Source organism: Nocardia sp. NPDC055002, assembly GCF_053608825.1.
Genome location: NZ_JBSGWE010000004.1, coordinates 486,372 through 501,868 on the forward strand (window position 1 = coordinate 486,372; position 15,497 = coordinate 501,868).

A 15,497-nucleotide genomic window follows, 5' to 3' on the forward strand; every position below is an offset into this window, starting at 1 on the left:
GAGCATCCCGATGAACGCAACAGGCAAGTTCGCCGGATTCACCCTCGGCCTCGCGGCGGTCTTCGGGATCGCTCTGGCCGCAGGTGCCCTGGTCGGTCCGCAACCTTCCGAACCGGCCGGGCACGGCGAGCACTCGACCGCGGCGGCACCGTCCACCGATCTCCCCGGCGGGCTGCTCGCCACCGACCAGGGCTACACGCTGGCCCTGGACAAGCCGAACACCACCACCGCACCGCAGTCGCCCACAAGTTTTCGCATCCTCGACGCGAACGGCGCACCGGTGACGAAGTACGTGAACAGCCATGACAAAGACCTGCACCTGATCGTGGTCCGACGCGACATGGCGGGCTTCCAGCACGTCCACCCGGTCCTCGATCCGGCCGGAACCTGGACAGTCCCGCTGAACCTCAGCCGGGGCGGCGACTACCGCGTCTACGCCGACTTCACCCCCGAGGGTGGGTCGAACCTGACGCTCGGCGCCGATCTGCGGGTCGCGGGCAACTACGACGTGCAGGCACTGCCCGCCCCCGCCGCCACCGCGCAGGTCGGTGAGTACACGGTCGCGCTGAACGGCACGGTCGCCCCCGGCACCGCGTCGAAGGTGACGCTGTCGGTCAGCCGCAACGGCACCCCGGTCACCGACCTGCAGCCCTACCTCGGGGCCTACGGTCACCTGGTAGCCCTGCGCGCCGCCGACCTCGCCTACCTGCACGTTCATCCCGAGGGCATGCCCGGCGACGGAGTCACCCCCGCCGGACCCGGCATCGACTTCATCGTGAACGCACCGAGCGCCGGCGACTATCGCCTGTTCCTCGACTTCCAGCACCAGGGCGTGGTGCGCACCGCCGAGTTCACGGTGCGGGTCGCCGCGCCGAACGCCACCGGTGCGAGCAACCCCGCCCCGACCAGCGCGCCCGCCGACCACGGCACCCCCGGCCACGGCCACTGACCCCACCTGTTTCACCCGTGATCGCTCAGCAAGAATTGCTATCAGGAACGAAGGAGCACCCCATGACCGCCGTGACACACCCACCGGGCACCGGCCAGGTAGAACTGGTGATCGGTGGCATGACCTGCGCTTCCTGCGCGAACCGGATCGAGAAGAAGCTCAACAAGCTCGACGGGGTCACCGCCACGGTCAACTACGCGACCGAGAAGGCGCGCGTCGACTTCACCGGTGACGTCTCCCCCGAGGCGCTGATCGCCACCGTCGAGCAGGCCGGCTACACCGCGGCACTCCCCGCGCCGAAGAAGCCCGAGACCGACGAAACGCCGGTCGCCGACGCGGACCCGACGGCCTCGCTGCGCACCCGGCTGATCGTGTCGGCGCTGCTCACCGTGCCGGTGATCGCGATGGCGATGATCCCGGCGCTGCAGTTCACCAACTGGCAGTGGCTCTCGCTCACGCTGGCCGCACCGGTCGTGATCTGGGGCGCGCTGCCCTTCCACAAAGCCGCGTGGACCAACCTGAAGCACGGCACCGCCACCATGGACACCCTGGTCTCGATGGGCACGCTCGCCGCGTTCGGCTGGTCGCTGTACGCGCTGTTCTGGGGCACGGCGGGCACGCCGGGAATGAAGCACCCATTCGAGTTCACCATCGCGCGGATGGACGGCACCGGCAGCATCTACCTCGAAGCCGCGGCGGGCGTGACCACGTTCATCCTGGCCGGACGGTACTTCGAAGCCCGGTCCAAGCGTCGGGCGGGCGCGGCACTGAGGGCCCTGCTCGAGCTCGGCGCGAAGGACGTCGCGGTTCTTCGCGACGGGGTCGAGACGCGAATTCCGGTGGAACAGCTGGCCGTCGGTGACGAGTTCATCGTGCGGCCGGGCGAGAAGATCGCCACCGACGGCGTGATCACCGAGGGCACGTCGGCGGTCGACGCGTCCATGCTCACCGGCGAGTCGGTGCCCGTGGAGGTCGGCGTCGACGATGCCGTCACCGGCGCCACCGTGAACGTCGGCGGACGACTCGTCGTGCGCGCCACCAGGATCGGCGCCGACACTCAGCTCGCCCAGATGGCACAGCTCGTCGAGGACGCGCAGACCGGCAAGGCGCAGGCACAGCGGCTGGCCGACCGGATCTCCGGCATCTTCGTCCCGATCGTCATCGCGCTCGCCGTGGCCACCCTCGGATTCTGGCTCGGCACAGGCGGATCCATCGCCGCCGCCTTCACAGCGGGCGTGGCGGTGCTGATCATCGCCTGCCCCTGCGCCCTCGGCCTGGCCACCCCGACCGCGCTGATGGTCGGCACCGGACGCGGCGCGCAGCTGGGCATCCTGATCAAGGGACCCGAGGTGCTCGAATCGACCCGCAAGGTCGACACCATCGTGCTGGACAAGACCGGCACCGTCACCACCGGCAAGATGACGCTGCTCGACGTGATCCCCGCCGAGGGCGAACTCGGCAGCAAGGTACTGGAACTCGCTGGTGCGCTGGAGGATTCGTCGGAGCACCCGATCGCGCAGGCCATCGCCAAGGGCGCACGCGACGAGTTCGGCACCCTGCTGCCGGTGGAGGGTTTCGCCAATGTCGAAGGCCTCGGCGTGCAGGGCGTGGTCGACGGTCACGCGGTGATCGTCGGCCGGGCGCGACTGCTGGCCGACTGGTCACAGCCGCTCGACGAGACGCTGGAAACCGCACTGGCGGAAGCGGAATCGGCGGGCAAGACCGCGGTCGCGATCGGCTGGGACGGCAGAGCGCGCGGCGTGCTGGTTGTCGCCGACGCGGTGAAGCCGACCTCGGCGCAGGCCATCGCGCAGTTCCGCGAGCTCGGGCTGACGCCGATCCTGCTCACCGGTGACAATGCCCGCGCGGCCCGCACCATCGGCGACGAAGTGGGCATCGACGAGGTCATCGCCGAGGTGCTGCCGCAGGACAAGGTCGACACCGTCAAGCGGCTGCAGGCCGAGGGCAAGGTCGTCGCCATGGTCGGTGACGGCGTCAACGACGCGGCCGCCCTGGCCCAGGCCGACCTCGGCCTGTCGATGGGCACCGGCACCGACGTCGCCATCGAGGCCAGCGACCTCACCCTCGTCCGCGGCGACCTCCGCGCCGCCGCCGACGCGATCCGCCTGTCGCGGCGCACCCTGGCCACGATCAAGGGCAACCTGTTCTGGGCCTTCGCCTACAACGTGGCCGCCATCCCCCTGGCCATGGCGGGCCTGCTCAACCCGATGCTGGCCGGCGCCGCTATGGCGTTCAGCTCGGTCTTCGTGGTGAGCAACAGCCTGCGCCTGCGCCGGTTCAGGTCGACCGCGCAGTAGGCCCTCGGCCAGAGGCGAGGTTCGTGGATCTACGGACCTCGCCTTGTCAGAACAGGTACTGCTGGTCTGCCGAGATGAAGAAGCCGTGACCGCCGGCGTCGCAGCGAACGCCCTGCTGGGTGGAGGTGCAGGCGGCGCCGCGGACGATGATGGTGTCGCCGTAGTTCAGGGTCTTTCCGCCGCCCTTGTTGGTGCCGTCCACCGGCTCGCCGACGAAGAAGCCCTGGTTGGTGCACAGGAATTCCGCTGTGCCGCCGTAGATGTGGGCGGCGACCTTGCGGGCCGGAGAGTTGTCGCAGGTGGGGAGTTCGGGCGGGATCACGTGTGTATCGGCCAGCTGGCAGCCGACGCCGAGGGTGCCCTCTTCGACGAAGCCGCACAGGATGTTGCCGGTGGGCGACTGGAAGTAGAAGTTGTTGCGCTGCTGGTAGTCGCGGGCGTCGACGGTGGCGTCGTCGCGGGTGGGCAGGTCGGCCGGACTCTGGCCGGTGCCTGGCGCGGTGGGTGGCTCGATGGAGGCGGGCGCGACGGTCGAAGCGTTGCCCTGATCCGCGGGCTGGGTGGTCACCGGAACGCGCGATTGCGTGGACGCACCGTCACACGCGGCGAGCCCACCGGCGAGCACCGCCAGCGCGGCCACCGCGATTACTGATCTCATGATCTCTCCCCTCGATGTCCGACCCCATTCGAAGGAAGAATCGACAGCAGGAGCGGATTCGTTTCCTTCGCTCATGAACCGTGACCCACCCGAGGTGAGCCCGTGACGACAGCTCAGCACGTCTGGTACGCCGCGTACGGCTCCAACATGCACGCGCGGCGGTTCGCCTACTACCGCGAGGGCGGCACCCCGCCCGGAACCGACCACACCTATCCGGGGTTCCGTGACCGGTCCGCGCCGGCCGCCGTCGCACCGCTCGACCTACCGGGAAGCCTGTATTTCGCCTGGCAGAGCCCCGTGTGGACGGGCGGAGTCGGGTTCTATGCCGCGCGCCCGGCGGCGGGCTGGCCGATCGGCGCGGCGGCCCGGGGGTACTTGCTGACCGTCGGTCAGTTCGGCGACCTGCTGGCGCAGGAGATGTATCGAAGCCCGGCGATCGACTTCGATCCGGCGCCGGTCCTCGCCGACGGTGCGGTGCGGCTCGGGCCGGGGCGGTACGAGACGGTGGTGCACGCGGGGACGCACGACGGGATTCCCGTCCTCACCTTCACCTCACCGTGGGACCCGGAAACCGTTGCCCTGCGACGACCCTCGGCCCGATATCTGACGATGATCGGCACCGGGCTGCGCGAATCACACGGCTGGGAGCCCGATCGCGTCGTCGAGTACCTGCGGGTGCGGCCCGGAATCGCCGGGCACTGGACCGAAGCCGACCTGCGCGGCGCGCTACTCGGCGGCACCGGACTCGAGCCGCCCTAGATTTTCGTCGCGCCGATCGCGGGTACTCCCCTGGTGCGGGACGTCGACCACCGGGAGCACACGCATGGAGTGGTTCACGGCACCGGAGTACTGGCAGGGCAGGCTGATCTTCCAGCGTGGCCTGGCGGTGATCTACGCCCTCGCCTTCCTGACGGCGGCGCTGCAGTTCCGCGCGCTCCTCGGTGAGCGCGGGATGCTGCCCATCCCGCGATACCTGGCCCGGACGCCGTTCCGCCGTTCACCCAGCCTGTTCCACCTGCGCTACTCCGATCGGTTCTACGCGGGCATCGCCTGGTTCGGTGCGGTGCTCGCGGCGGCGGTCGCGCTCGGCCTCGCCGATCTGGTGCCGCTGTGGGCGGCCATGGCGCTGTGGTCGCTGCTGTGGTCGCTGTATCTGTCGATCGTCAACGTGGGGCAGACCTGGTACTCGTTCGGCTGGGAATCACTGCTGCTCGAGGCGGGGTTCCTGGCGATCTTCCTCGGCAACGACACCGTCGCGCCGCCGCTGCTGGTGTTGTTCGCCGCGCGCTGGCTGCTGTTCCGGGTGGAGTTCGGGGCCGGGCTGATCAAGATGCGCGGCGATCGGTGCTGGCGCGACCTCACCTGCCTGTACTACCACCACGAGACCCAGCCGATGCCCGGTCCGCTGAGCTGGTTCTTCCACCATCTGCCCCGGCCGCTGCACCGGGTGGAGGTCGCCGCCAATCATGTCGCGCAGCTGATCGTGCCGTTCGGGCTGTTCGCGCCGCAGCCGGTGGCGAGCGTCGCGGCGGGCATCATCATCGTCACGCAGTCGTGGCTGGTGGTCTCCGGCAATTTCGCCTGGCTGAACTGGGTGACTCTGCTGCTGGCCACCACCGCCGTCAGCGCGTACCCGGTACTGCCGGACGCGCCGCCGGGGGCCGAGCCGCCCGGATGGTTCCTCGGCGCCGTCGTCGCCTTCGTCGCGATGGTGGTGGTGCTGAGCTTCTGGCCGGTGCGCAACCTGCTCTCCGCACAACAGGCGATGAACGCCTCGTTCGACCCGTTGCACCTGGTCAACACCTATGGCGCGTTCGGCAGCATCACCCGGGTTCGCCAGGAGATCGTGCTCGAGGGCACCGATGCCACCCACCTCACGCCGGACACGGTGTGGCGCGAATACGAGTTCAAGGGCAAACCGGGCGACCCCCGGTACCGCCCACGCCAGTGGGCGCCCTATCACCTGCGGCTGGACTGGTTGATGTGGTTCGCCGCGCTGTCGCCGGCCTACGCGCGATCGTGGGCACTGCCGCTGGCGATCCGGCTGCTCGACAACGACCCCGATACCCTGCGCCTGCTGCGGCGCTGCCCCTTCCCCGACGCACCGCCGCACTACGTGCGCGCCCGGCTGTACGAGTACCACTTCAGTACGCCCGCCGAACTGTTCCGCGAACGGATCTGGTGGCGCCGAACCCTGATCGGCGAGTTCCTGCCGCCGCTGAGTCACGCACGCCTCGACCGGCACCGGGAATGAGAAAAGCCCGGCACGATGGCCGGGCTTTTCGTTGAGCGGATGACGAGATTCGAACTCGCGACCCTCACCTTGGCAAGGTGATGCGCTACCACTGCGCCACATCCGCGTGCCTTCCGAAACCGATCCGGCGAGCGCCGGTGACTTCGTCGTGCGAGTACGAACTTTAGCGCGAAACTCCCGAACTACGAAATCCGGGCTCACTCAGCACCCGGGTCGGCGGTGAGGACCCGCGTCGGCGGACACCGTTAAGCAGGTCACAAGGATGCGGAAAAGGCTGCGGGGGAAGGTCTTTCGCAGGCGGTCCTGACCGCGTGAATCATGGGAGGAACGGCAATGAAGTCTCTGGGGATGATCGCGGCGGGTGTTGCGATGACGGCGCTGACCGTGTTGGGGGCCGGACCGGCGCACGCCGACTTCACCGACCCGGTGGAGTACACCGACAGCGGGGAGAACGTGGAGGACGAAGGGTTCGGGGAGTACGCGGTCAACCGTTCCGACCCGAACTCGTGCCTGGTGGTGCAGAACCACACCGGCGGGCAGGTGACGGTTCGGTTGAACTACCCGACCAGCGGCGGAAAGTGGCTGTTCAACCACGATCAGGTCGGTGTGCTGATGCGCAACGGCAAGGTGGTCACCTCACCGTCCGGGAATTGGAATGTGCGGACGAACCCGCCGATCAGGTTCAACTGGGTCTACGACGGCAATATGAACACCCGCAGGGGCTGCAACGGGTCGTGGGTGCTGACGATGAACTGAGCCGCAGGGGTCCGGTGCGCCGCCACGCACCGGACCCGCCCGGTCAGCTCGGCTTCGACGCGCCGCCTGCGACGACGGGGGCGAAGGCGGCGCGGTGGTCGGCGGCCCAGGCGGCGTAGCCACGAGGTGGTCTGCCGAGGACGCGCTCGATGTCGTCGGTGATGAGTTCGTTGTGGCCGCCGCGGATGAAGGCCTGGCCGGTCAGTGAGCCTTCCACGAAAGCGGGCGGAAGACCCGCGGCGACCATGAACGCGCGGGCGTCGGCTTCGGCGATGTCGGTGACGGCAATCGGGCGGTCGAGAACCCGCGCGAGAGCGTCGGCCTGGTCGCGGGCGGTGTGCAGGTCGGGGCCGGTCAGTGTGTAGATGCGGCCGTGGTGGTCGTTCGAGCGCAGCGCCGCCGCGGCGACCGCCGAGACATCGCGTGGGTCGACTACGGCCTGCCTGCCGTCGCCGGTGAGGTTCGGGACGGGGTGGCCGGTGCCGAGCGGTTCGATCCAGCTGAACGTATTCGACGCGAAAGTGTTGGGGCGCAAGATCGTCCACTCCAAGCCGGAGTCACGCACGGCCTGCTCCCCTGGCACATGCCAGGAACCCGGCACGCCGAGACGTGGGTCGCCGGTGCCGACCGCGGACAGCTTCACCACTCGCCGCACACCGGCCTTTCGCGCGGCAGCCACCAGTGCGGCATCGGTGCCGGTGCCGTCCGGGCCGGGGATCCCGACGAGGAACGCGGCCTCTACGCCCGTCATGGCGGGCCCGAACGTCGCCGGATCGCGGTAGTCCACCCGCACCACCTCGACTCCGGCGGGGAACCCTGCCCGCGCCGGGTCGCGGGTCGCCGCCCTGACCGCGACGCCCTCGGCTGCCAGCTGTCGGACGATGTCGCTTCCGATGGTGCCTGTCGCACCGGTGATCAGGATCATGGAACGAGCATGGCCGCCGGGCTGCCTGCGGATATAGGAGAAATCGGCACGGACATCCCGGCCCGCGCCGCCTACAGTCGACCACGTGGAGTATCTGACCCCGGCGCACATCGAGACGCCCGTGACGACACCGGAATCGTTGCGCCCGTGGCTCACCGAACTCACCAGCACGCCGCTGTTCGACGACCTCGCTCAGCCGTTCGCCCATCCGCCCGTCGCGACGACCACGGTCGTCCTGCGTACCGAAAAGTCCGGTCGCGGTGGCGCGTTCGTCGTCGGCGCGCAGACGAAGGCGTCCTACTCGACACCCGAGGAGCCCGCCGGGTGCGTGCGGCTGCGCCTGGAACCGGGCGTGACCCGCCAGCTGCTCGGCGTGACCGCGGGCGAACTCACCGACCGCGTCGTTCGTCTCGACGAATTGCCGGGTCCGCTGGGTGGTTTCGCGACGGAACTGACGGGCGTGCCCACCGCACACGCGATCACCCTTCTGGGAAATCTACTGCCGCAGAGTATCTCGGAGTCGGATACCGATCGGGCGCACCGGATCGTGCTGCGCGAGGCGATCTCGGCGCTCACCGCCGACAACGCCCCCGCACTCTCCGAACTCACCGCACGCCTCGCTGTCAGCGAGCGCCAGCTGCGCAACCTGTTCACCACGGGAATCGGCCTGTCCCCCAAGCATTTCGCTCGCATTCAACGCCTGCGCCGGGTCCTCGCCTACGCGGGCGACACCCCCTGGTCACACCTCGCGGCGAGTACCGGCTTCTACGACCAGTCCCACCTCACCGCCGACTTCCGCACCCTCATGGGCGTCCCACCCGCCGCCTACCTTCGCGGCAAGCTGCCGGCACCGACGCGCTGCCGGATTCCGCGCTGAGTCAACCCTCGGCGGGCATCCACCACACCGCCGAACGGGCACGGCGGCGATCACGACGCGGGCGCGGTCACCACCCTGATCGTGGGCGGATGTCGCAGGCTCTGACCGACCACGCAATAACGCTCGGTGAGTTCACCGAGCTTGACCAAGGTGGCCTCGTCGACGGCATCCGAGGTGGTGACGGTGATCGTCACGGCGATCGGTGAAACCCCGACCTCCGCGGTCCGATCGATGCCCAACGTGCCGGTGGCGTCGAAGGAAGCTGCCGCCTCCACGTCGGCGCCCGTGATCGGCAGGCCCATCGCGGTGGCGACGCTGCGGCAGGTCACCCCGGCGCAGGCCGCCACCGCCTCGAGCAGCATGTCACCCGAGCAGGCGTCGGCGCCGTCACCGCCGGTGGCGCGGTGCAGCCCGGCACGGACCGGGCCCGCGAAGGTCCGCACCGTGCAGGTGATGCCGGGTTCGGTGAACGAACCAGCGGCGCGCAGGGCGGTGACCGCGGCGGCCGGGTCGTCCCGGTAGCGCTGTTTCACCGGAGCTTGCAGGGACTTCAACTCCGCCGCGGTGGTCATCTCCCGAGCGTATGCCCGCCCGAGGCCGAAATGTCAGCCCTCGGTGTCCTGCGTTTTCTCTGCCTTGCGGGCGAAACGTTCGGCCGCTTCGGCTTCGTCGAGGGCGGTGGCCTCTTCGAGGGAAGGGGCACTGCCACCGAGCCGTTTCGGGACCCAGTAGGCGCCGGGCTCGTGCTCATAGGATTCTTGCAGGTCGGCGAGCATTTCCTGCATGGTGGAGCGAAGCTGGGCGGTGAGGTCGGCGGCGGGTTCGTAGGGCTGGATGGGGGTACCGACGGCGATCGAGATGGGGGTGTTGGTGCGGCCGAGCCGCTTGGGGAAGCCCTTGGTCCAGACGCGCTGGGCGCCCCAGATGGTGATCGGGATGATCGGGACGCCCGCCTCCAGTGCCATGCGGGCCGCGCCGGACTTGAATTCCTTGATCTCGAAGCTGCGGCTGATCGTGGCCTCGGGGTACACGCCGACGAGCTCGCCGTCGCGCAGGTACTGCACCGCCGATTGGTAGGAGTCGGCGCCCGCGGTGCGGTCGACCGGAATGTGCTTGAGAGTGCGCATGATCGGGCCGGAGATCTTGTTGTCGAACACTTCCTGCTTGGCCATGAACCTGATGTAGCGACGGGGGGTACGCACAGGCAGACCCGCGTAGGTGAAGTCCATGTAGCCGGTGTGGTTGACCGCCAGCACGGCGCCGCCGGTGGCGGGGATGTTTTCCGCCCCCTTGACGGTGAACTTCAGACCTTCGAGGAAGAACAGGGTTCGGGCCACGCCGATGATCGAGAAGTAGAGGGGTTCCACAAGTACGCAAGCGTAGTCGTAGATCCCCGCATCGGCAGGGGTGCCATCGGCGCGGGCGGCCACCGTAGAATCGCGGCGTTCGCCCGCGCAGCGAATCCGCTTCGCGCACACCGGTCTACACCCCGGCGAGTCCGCTCGCCCCGACAGTCACTCCCCCGCCGTCGTCACAGGCGGGTGCCACGACCTAGGAATCGAGGAACGTCGTAGTGGAACGCGCCCAGCTTGCCCAGACCCGCCCGCACCGCGCCTACGCGCTGGTCACGGGATTGACCGTCGCCGCGGCACTGGTCGCCGGGTGCGATTCGGTGTCGGGGATCCCGGGCGATCCGGTGGAAACGACCACTACCGCGTCGACCACGACCGCCGCGGCGCCGACGACCGCGACTCAGGCCATCGCACCCGGTGAACCGGCGCCCAACAGCCCACTGCCCGCCGACGCCCCCCAGGTCGGCGCGGTCGCAGGCCACGCCGACGCCGTCACCGCCGTGCGCCGCTGGGCCGCCGACCTACAAACCGGCACGGTGCAAGAACTCCAGGACAACTGCTGGACCATTCCGCCTGCCACCGTCGCCGAGATGTACGCCGACCCCCAGTCGGTGCTGGCTGCCCTCGCCACCCCGGGCACCGCGACCGCCGACACCGTGACCTGGCGTAACCGAACCGTTACCGTCACCGTCGACCGCGAGTCCGTGGCTTCCGGATATGCCTGCGGACGGGTGTCCGCCGCGGGCGTCGAGCCCGGTTACGACGACGCCGACGCGCGCCACGCCGTGCGCCGCTACCTCGCCCGTGCCACCGGCAAACCACTCAACGCGGCAGACATCGAAGCAGACCATCCGCTGACCTGCAAGGCCTCGCCCGCGAGCTGGGATCCCGAGGGCACCGGCAACCCCGTAGCAGCCCCCTTGACAGGCGACTCGGGCAAAGTAGGCAATGTCACCTCCTACACCGGCGAGGAGCTACGATCCGAGCAGGTTCGTGGCGACTACCTGGCAGTTCACGTCCCTGTGACCACCTCACCCGGGGGCACGCGGACGCGCACTTTCACGGTTGTCGCGACCGCTGAGGGCTATTGCATCGGTGACGTAACGATTTAGCCACTACCCTGGTTGGCTGGTACGCCGAAGCAGTCAGGGGGCCCGAGGCGGTAGCTCGCCATTGATCCGGCGAATCAGATCCTGGTAGGAGGAAACAGCTCGTGCAGATCACCAGCGTCGGACACGCCGGCTTCCATATCCGAACCGAGGCCGGCACGATCCTGTGCGATCCCTGGGTGAACCCCGCGTACTTCGCGTCGTGGTTCCCCTTCCCCGACAACTCCCAGCTCGACTGGGAGACCCTCGGCGATGTCGACTACCTGTACGTCTCGCACCTGCACCGCGATCACTTCGACGCCGCCCACCTGGCGAAGTACGTGAACAAGGACGCCACGATCCTGCTGCCCGACTACCCGGTGCTCGACCTGCGCCGTGAGCTCGAGGCGCTGGGGTTCACCAAGTTCTTCGAGACCGAGGACTCGGTCAAGCACACGATCACCGGGCCGAAGGGCTCCGTCGACATCATGATCGTCGCGTTGCGCGCGCCCGCCGACGGCCCGATCGGCGACTCCGGCATTCTCATCTCCGACGGTGAGACCACCTGTTTCAACATGAACGACGCCCGACCGGTGGACATGGACGTCATCCACGACGCGTTCGGCGATATCGACATCCACCTGCTGCAGTACTCGGGCGCCATCTGGTACCCGGCCGTGTACGACATCCCGGCGCGGACCAAGGCCAACTTCGGCAAGCAGAAGCGTCAGCGCGGGATGGATCGCGCGCGCTCCTACATCGAGCAGGTCGGCGCGACCTGGGTGGTGCCCTCGGCCGGTCCGCCGGTGTTCCTCGACTCCGAGCTGCGCTATCTCAACGACGATCGCGGCGACGAAGGCAACATCTTCCCTGATCAGATCGTGTTCCTCGATCAGATGAGCATCCACGGCAACCCCGGCGGGATCCTGATGATCCCCGGTTCGGTCGCCGATGTGCGCGGCAAGGAGCTCGACCTCACGCACCCGTTCGACCCGGATCGGATCTACGGCGACAAGGCCGCCTACATCGAGGAGATGGCGCAGCGTTTCGCGCCGGTGCTGGCCGCGGAGAAGGCGTCGTGGGAGACCGGCGAGGGTTCGCTGCTCGAGCCGCTGCGTGAGCTCTTCGAACCGATCATGAAGCAGAGCGCGCTGATCAGCGACGGCATCGGCTACCCCGTTGGCCTGGTGATCGGCGAGGAGACCATCGTCCTGGACTTCCCGCACCGCACCGTGCGCGCGCCGCTCGAAGGCGAAGGCCGCTACCGCTACGGCTTCCGCATCGCCCCCGAACTGGTGCGCACCGTGCTGCGCGACAACGAGCCGGACTGGGTGAACACGATCTTCCTGTCCACCCGCTTCCAGGCGTGGCGCATCGGCGGCTACAACGAGTTCCTCTACACCTTCTTCAAGTGCCTCACCGACGAGCGCATCGCCTACGCCGACGGCTGGTTCTCCGAGGCACACGACGACTCCGCCGTCACCGAACTCGACGGCTGGGAAGTCCAGCGCCGCTGCCCCCACCTCAAGGCCGACCTCTCCAAATTCGGTGTGGTGGAAGGCAACAACCTCACCTGCAACCTGCACGGCTGGCAGTGGGATCTGGAATCGGGTCGCTGCAAGACCTCGAAGGGTCACGAGCTGCGCTCGCGCAAGCTCTGAACCTTGAACCGGGGACGGCGGCCGGAGTAGCTTGAGTTCGGGGACCGTCGAGATCCACCCGCCCCGTCTCCACGATCACACACTGCGCTTGTTCGGCTCATTCCCTACCCGACCAGGGAGCGACGATGACCGGCACACAAGTATCGACCTTGCTCGACGCGATCCGCGGTGAGGTGATCACCGCGGACTCACCCGGCTACGACCAGGCGCGCTCGGTCTACAACGCGATGATCGACCGCCGACCCCTCGCGATCGTCCGCGCGGTCGACGTCGCCGACGTGCGGACCACCGTCGACGCCGCCCGCGAGAGCGGACTCGACCTCGCCATCCGCGCCGGCGCTCACAGCGTGCCCGGTTTCGGCACCGTCGACGACGGCATCGTCTTGGACCTGAGCGCCATGAAGGGCATCCGCATCGATCCCGAGCGGCGGATCGCCCGCGTACAGGGCGGCTGTAACTGGGGCGACTTCGACCACGCCGCGCACTCCTTCGGGCTCGCCACCACCGGCGGCATCATCTCGACCACCGGCGTCACCGGCCTCACCCTCGGCGGCGGTATCGGCTACCTCGCCCGCGCCTACGGTCTGTCCATCGACAACCTCCGGTCCGCCGATGTGGTGCTGGCCGACGGCACCTTCGTGACCGCGAACGCGACCGAGCACCCCGATCTGTACTGGGCGCTGCGCGGCGGCGGCGGCAACTTCGGTGTGGTCACCGAAATGGAGTTCGACCTGCACCCGGTGGACACGATCTACGGCGGACCCATGTTCTTCGAGCTCGACGTCGCCGAAGAGCTGCTGCGGACCTACCGCGACTGGATCGCGGCGGCACCGCGCGCGATGGGCGCCTTCCCCGGCTTCCAGATCGCGCCGCCACTGCCGTTCATTCCCGAGGAACGCGTCGGCGAACCGTTCGTCCTCCTGGTGTCCTGCTTCAACGGCACCGATCAGGAGGCCGAAGCCCTGCTCGCGGACCTGCGGGCGGTCGCGACACCGGTGGCCGAGCACGTCGGCCGGATGCCCTACCCGGCCCTCAACAGCGCGTTCGACGGTCTCCTTCCTCCCGGCCTGCAGCACTACTGGAAGGCGGCGTTCCAACCCGAACTCACCGACGGCGCCCTCGCCGCCCATCTCGAGTTCGGCCCGCGAGTGCCCGCGGTGCAGTCCACCATGCACCTCTACCCGATCGACGGCGCCGTGCAGGACGTCGCGGTGGACGACACCGCGTTCGCCTACCGCACCGCGAATTTCGCCCCCGTGATCGCCGGGATGTGGCCCGAGGCGAGCGACAACGACGCCAACATCAAGTGGGTGCGCGACTACCACGCCGCGCTGGAGCCGCACACCGCCGACGGCGGCTACATCAACTTCATGGCCTCCGACGACCAGGGCCGCATCCGCGCCAACTACGGCCCGCACTTCGACCGCCTGGCCGCCGTCAAGAAGACCTACGACCCGGCCAACCTGTTCCACCTCAACCAGAACATCGCACCGGCGCAGTAGTCGGCTACCGGCCGTTCCGCACCCTCGTGCTGCGGCTCTGCATGGAGGCGCTCGACGGAGCCGTCGGATCACACCTTCGGCTCGACTCGGTGCCGGTGGTCAAGAAGTGAGATCGGCGGGTTCGGCTACGTGGCGGGCGTATTCGAGAATTCGCAGGGTTTCCACGGCGTCGCGGGGGTCGACCGGGACCGGAGCTCCGTCGAGCAGGGCGGCGGCCATTCCCGCGTAGAAGGCGGGGTAGTCGCCGGGGAGGGTGGGGATCGGGCGTAGATCCTCGCCCGCGCCGAAGGTGCCCCACTTTTCGGGTGGGACTGTGCCCCAAAGTTTTCCGTCGTCCGGGCGGCGGCCTGCGCGCAGTTCGTCTTCCTGGGGGTCGAGGCCGGAGACGGTGTAGCCGTTGGTGGATCCGAGCACGCGCAGACGCGGACCCAGTTGCGGCGCAACGGCACTCATCCACAACTGCGACCGGGTGCCGTTGGCGTGGGTGAGGGCGATGAAGGCGTCGTCGTCGGCTTTGACATCAGGGCGGCGGCGGTCGAGTTCGGCGTAGACCTCGGTGACCGGGCCGAACAGCGTCAGCGCCTGGTCGACCAGGTGACTGCCCAGATCGAACAGGATGCCGGCACCGTCCTCTGCCTCGCCCACTTCACGCCAACCACCCTTGGGAACCGGCCGCCACCGCTCGAACCTGGACTCGAACCGGCGGACCTCACCCAGCTCACCGGCATCCATCAGCGCCCGTACGGTCAGAAAGTCGTTGTCCCAGCGACGATTCTGGAAAACACTCAGTGGCAGATCTGCCCGCGCGGCAGCGTCGACCACTTCGTCGGCTTCGGCCGCGGTCACCGCGAACGGCTTGTCCACCACTACCGGCAACCCAGCGGCCAGCGCCTGCAACGCCAGCGGCGCGTGCGAGCGATTCGGCGTGGCGATCACCGCGAGATCGACATCCTCGTCCTCGGCGAACATCTCCTGCGCCGACGCCCACACCCGCACCCCCGGATGCTCGGCCCGCGCCTGTGCGGCCCGCTCCTCCGATGAGGTCACCACCGCGGCCACCCGCATCCGCGGATCGGCGGCGACGAGCGGTGCGTGGAACACCGAACCGGCCAGGCCGTATCCGACTACCGCTACTCCGAGCTGGTCCATCGTTGCCC

14 protein-coding genes and 1 tRNA gene are annotated in these 15,497 nt (G+C 68.7%); 9 read left to right on the top strand and 6 right to left on the bottom strand.

Annotated features, from left to right (window positions below; translation table 11 throughout):
- Positions 1-10 precede the first annotated feature (10 nt).
- Positions 11-949 (top strand): hypothetical protein, encoded by a 939-nt coding sequence (locus ACWF99_RS19035; RefSeq protein WP_452536996.1) that lies wholly within the window; start codon positions 11-13, stop codon positions 947-949.
- 62 nt (positions 950-1,011) lie between these two features.
- Positions 1,012-3,267 carry a heavy metal translocating P-type ATPase gene (locus ACWF99_RS19040; RefSeq protein ID WP_452536997.1) on the top strand — a complete coding sequence of 752 codons (2,256 nt, stop codon included), beginning with the start codon at positions 1,012-1,014 and terminating at the stop codon, positions 3,265-3,267.
- 46 nt (positions 3,268-3,313) lie between these two features.
- Here the strand turns inward: ACWF99_RS19040 and ACWF99_RS19045 are convergent, their stop codons facing one another.
- Positions 3,314-3,925 (bottom strand): DUF6636 domain-containing protein, encoded by a 612-nt coding sequence (locus ACWF99_RS19045; protein ID WP_452536998.1) that lies wholly within the window; start codon positions 3,923-3,925, stop codon positions 3,314-3,316.
- Between the two features lie 102 nt (positions 3,926-4,027).
- On the opposite strand from ACWF99_RS19045, the gene ACWF99_RS19050 reads away from it, so the two are divergent.
- Both ACWF99_RS19050 and ACWF99_RS19055 read left to right on the top strand, forming a co-directional pair.
- Positions 4,028-4,684, top strand: a complete 657-nt coding sequence (locus ACWF99_RS19050; protein ID WP_452536999.1) for a histone deacetylase — start codon at positions 4,028-4,030, stop codon at positions 4,682-4,684.
- A gap of 64 nt (positions 4,685-4,748) precedes the next feature.
- Positions 4,749-6,179, top strand: coding sequence for a lipase maturation factor family protein (locus ACWF99_RS19055; protein WP_452537000.1), 1,431 nt, complete (start codon positions 4,749-4,751; stop codon positions 6,177-6,179).
- A 34-nt stretch (positions 6,180-6,213) separates the two neighbouring features.
- On the opposite strand, the gene ACWF99_RS19060 is transcribed toward ACWF99_RS19055, so the two are convergent.
- A tRNA-Gly gene (locus ACWF99_RS19060) sits at positions 6,214-6,285 on the bottom strand.
- A gap of 227 nt (positions 6,286-6,512) precedes the next feature.
- Between ACWF99_RS19060 and ACWF99_RS19065 the strand changes: the two genes are divergently transcribed.
- Complete coding sequence (locus ACWF99_RS19065; protein ID WP_378637916.1) at positions 6,513-6,935, top strand: hypothetical protein; 423 nt, start codon at positions 6,513-6,515, stop codon at positions 6,933-6,935.
- Between the two features lie 43 nt (positions 6,936-6,978).
- On the opposite strand, the gene ACWF99_RS19070 is transcribed toward ACWF99_RS19065, so the two are convergent.
- A complete protein-coding gene (locus ACWF99_RS19070) occupies positions 6,979-7,860 on the bottom strand; it encodes an NAD(P)H-binding protein (protein WP_452537001.1) in 882 nt (293 codons plus the stop codon).
- Between the two features lie 85 nt (positions 7,861-7,945).
- Between ACWF99_RS19070 and ACWF99_RS19075 the strand changes: the two genes are divergently transcribed.
- Entirely contained in the window at positions 7,946-8,737 is a 792-nt protein-coding gene (locus ACWF99_RS19075) for a helix-turn-helix domain-containing protein (protein ID WP_452537002.1), read from the top strand.
- 50 nt (positions 8,738-8,787) lie between these two features.
- On the opposite strand, the gene ACWF99_RS19080 is transcribed toward ACWF99_RS19075, so the two are convergent.
- A complete protein-coding gene (locus tag ACWF99_RS19080) occupies positions 8,788-9,309 on the bottom strand; it encodes an OsmC family protein (RefSeq protein WP_452537003.1) in 522 nt (173 codons plus the stop codon).
- Between the two features lie 33 nt (positions 9,310-9,342).
- A complete protein-coding gene (locus tag ACWF99_RS19085) occupies positions 9,343-10,104 on the bottom strand; it encodes a lysophospholipid acyltransferase family protein (protein WP_378637906.1) in 762 nt (253 codons plus the stop codon).
- A 206-nt stretch (positions 10,105-10,310) separates the two neighbouring features.
- On the opposite strand from ACWF99_RS19085, the gene ACWF99_RS19090 reads away from it, so the two are divergent.
- From ACWF99_RS19090 to ACWF99_RS19100, 3 genes are all read left to right on the top strand, one after another.
- The gene (locus ACWF99_RS19090; RefSeq protein WP_378637904.1) at positions 10,311-11,201 is read left to right on the top strand and encodes a hypothetical protein; all 891 of its coding nucleotides are present in this window, start codon (positions 10,311-10,313) and stop codon (positions 11,199-11,201) included.
- Positions 11,202-11,302: 101 nt separating this feature from the next.
- Entirely contained in the window at positions 11,303-12,838 is a 1,536-nt protein-coding gene (locus ACWF99_RS19095; protein ID WP_378637901.1) for a Rieske 2Fe-2S domain-containing protein, read from the top strand.
- Positions 12,839-12,963: 125 nt separating this feature from the next.
- Entirely contained in the window at positions 12,964-14,340 is a 1,377-nt protein-coding gene (locus tag ACWF99_RS19100; RefSeq protein ID WP_378637898.1) for an FAD-binding oxidoreductase, read from the top strand.
- Between the two features lie 99 nt (positions 14,341-14,439).
- Here the strand turns inward: ACWF99_RS19100 and ACWF99_RS19105 are convergent, their stop codons facing one another.
- On the bottom strand, positions 14,440-15,489 hold the full coding sequence (locus tag ACWF99_RS19105; RefSeq protein WP_378661318.1) for a Gfo/Idh/MocA family protein: 1,050 nt from the start codon (positions 15,487-15,489) through the stop codon (positions 14,440-14,442).
- Positions 15,490-15,497: the final 8 nt, after the last annotated feature.

Excerpts from the sequence above, each read along its gene's own strand:
- ACWF99_RS19035 (WP_452536996.1), top strand. The coding sequence starts at position 11 with ATGAACGCAACAGGCAAGTTCGCCGGATTCACCCTCGGCCTCGCGGCG.
- ACWF99_RS19040 (WP_452536997.1), top strand. The coding sequence starts at position 1,012 with ATGACCGCCGTGACACACCCACCGGGCACCGGCCAGGTAGAACTGGTG.
- ACWF99_RS19045 (WP_452536998.1), bottom strand. The coding sequence starts at position 3,925 with ATGAGATCAGTAATCGCGGTGGCCGCGCTGGCGGTGCTCGCCGGTGGG.
- ACWF99_RS19055 (WP_452537000.1), top strand. The coding sequence starts at position 4,749 with ATGGAGTGGTTCACGGCACCGGAGTACTGGCAGGGCAGGCTGATCTTC.
- ACWF99_RS19065 (WP_378637916.1), top strand. The coding sequence starts at position 6,513 with ATGAAGTCTCTGGGGATGATCGCGGCGGGTGTTGCGATGACGGCGCTG.
- ACWF99_RS19070 (WP_452537001.1), bottom strand. The coding sequence starts at position 7,860 with ATGATCCTGATCACCGGTGCGACAGGCACCATCGGAAGCGACATCGTC.
- ACWF99_RS19080 (WP_452537003.1), bottom strand. The coding sequence starts at position 9,309 with ATGACCACCGCGGCGGAGTTGAAGTCCCTGCAAGCTCCGGTGAAACAG.
- ACWF99_RS19100 (WP_378637898.1), top strand. The coding sequence starts at position 12,964 with ATGACCGGCACACAAGTATCGACCTTGCTCGACGCGATCCGCGGTGAG.
- ACWF99_RS19105 (WP_378661318.1), bottom strand. The coding sequence starts at position 15,489 with ATGGACCAGCTCGGAGTAGCGGTAGTCGGATACGGCCTGGCCGGTTCG.